Source organism: Verrucomicrobiia bacterium (assembly GCA_035460805.1).
Classification (GTDB): domain Bacteria; phylum Patescibacteriota; class UBA1384; order CAILIB01; family CAILIB01; genus DATHWI01.
Genome location: DATHWI010000024.1, coordinates 1 through 1,761, shown reverse-complemented (window position 1 = coordinate 1,761; position 1,761 = coordinate 1). Strand labels below are relative to the sequence as shown.

Genomic DNA, 1,761 nt, shown 5'->3' with positions numbered 1-1,761 from the left:
CTACTGAGTCTCAGGAGGAAACTACTGAAGAAGTAGTGCCAATGACCGAGGAAGAGGCCTTGGCGGACCGTGATAAGCGTGAAAGCGCCGCTACGCTCATTTCGACCGTTGTTGAAGAGGCAGTCCACGTTGAGGGCGTAGGAATGGTGCAGCCGCGCAACATTGTGACGGAAATGCAGCAGGCCTACTTGGACTATGCGATGTCAGTTATCGTAGGTCGCGCCCTTCCAGACGTACGTGATGGCCTGAAGCCTGTTGCCCGCCGTATCCTCTTTGGAATGCGGGAAATGGGCGTGCGTGCCAATAGTCGGTACATGAAGTCTGCCCGTATCACCGGTGAGGTCATGGGTAAGTTCCACCCGCACGGAAACGCGGCCATTTACGATGCTATGGCACGTTTGGCGCAGTGGTTCTCACTTGCTATGCCACTGGTAGATGGTCAGGGTAACTTTGGTTCCATCGACGGTGACAACCCGGCTGCTGAACGGTATACGGAAGCCCGTATGACAAAGCTGGCGGAGGAAATGCTGGTTGATATCGAAAAGAACACCGTTCCTTTCGTGGCCAACTATGACGGAACCCTGCAAGAGCCAACCGTTCTGCCTACCAAGGTTCCGAACATGTTGCTCAATGGTGTGGTTGGTATTGCCGTTGGTATGGCTACCAATATTCCAACCCACAACCTGGGAGAGCTCTGTGACGGTGTAGTAGCCCTTATCGATAACCCAGAGACAACGGTTGATGAGTTGATGCAGTTTATCCAAGGCCCAGACTTCCCAACGTCTGCAGAAGTGTATGCGGGTGCAGGGCTTCGTGAAGCGTACACAACGGGTCGTGGAAAGTTCACCATTCGGTCCGTGGCGGAAATTCAGGAGCGCAAAGGCGGCTTCCGTATTGTGGTGACTGAAATCCCTTACCAGGTTAACAAGAGCGATCTTGTGGCAAAGATTGCCGACTTGGTAAAGGAAAAGAAAATTGACGGCATTACGGACATTCGCGATGAGTCTAGCCGTGAAGGAATCCGCATTGTCATTGAACTGCGTGCTAATAGCTACCCTAAAAAGGTACTTAACCGCCTCTACGAACTCACCTCCCTCCAGACTGCGTACCATGTGAACATGATCGCCCTGGTAAATGAGGTTGAACCGCGCATTCTTACCTTAAAAGAAGTACTGCAAGAGTTCATTAAGCACCGTCAGGTAGTTGTGCGGCGCCGTGCCGAGTTTGACCTAGCAAAGGCTAAGGAGCGCGCGCACATCTTGGAGGGATTGCTCATTGCGCTGGATAATATCGACGAAGTAGTTCGCATCATCCGCGCTTCCAAGAACAGGCCTGCCGCTGCTGAGGCATTGATGAAGAAGTTCAAGCTTTCTGAGCCTCAGACCAACGCCATCTTGGATATGCGCTTGTCCAGCCTCGTGGGCTTGGAACGTCAGCGTTTGCAGGATGAGTACGACGAGAAGATGAAGTTCATTGCGTTCTTGGAAGACCTCCTTGCTCATGAAGAGAAGATCTTGGCTGTGATTCGTGAGGAAACCATTGGCATTAAAGATCAGTATGCCAAGCCTCGGCGCACCAAGATTATCCAAGCGGATATTCACGGCTTCTCTGCAGAAGACCTCATTCCAAACGAAGAGGTGCTCATTACTCTCACCAAGACCAATTACATTAAGCGCGTCCAGCGTGACACATACCGTGCACAGGGACGTGGCGGCAAGGGTGTAACAGGTATGGGAACCAAAGAAGAAGACGAAGTGCAGT

Annotated in this window: 1 protein-coding gene; it reads left to right on the top strand. The window is 52.0% G+C overall.

From position 1 onward, the window contains the following. A partial coding sequence (locus VLA04_00615; protein HSI20200.1) for a DNA topoisomerase (ATP-hydrolyzing) occupies positions 1 to 1,761 on the top strand: 1,761 nt, incomplete at both ends.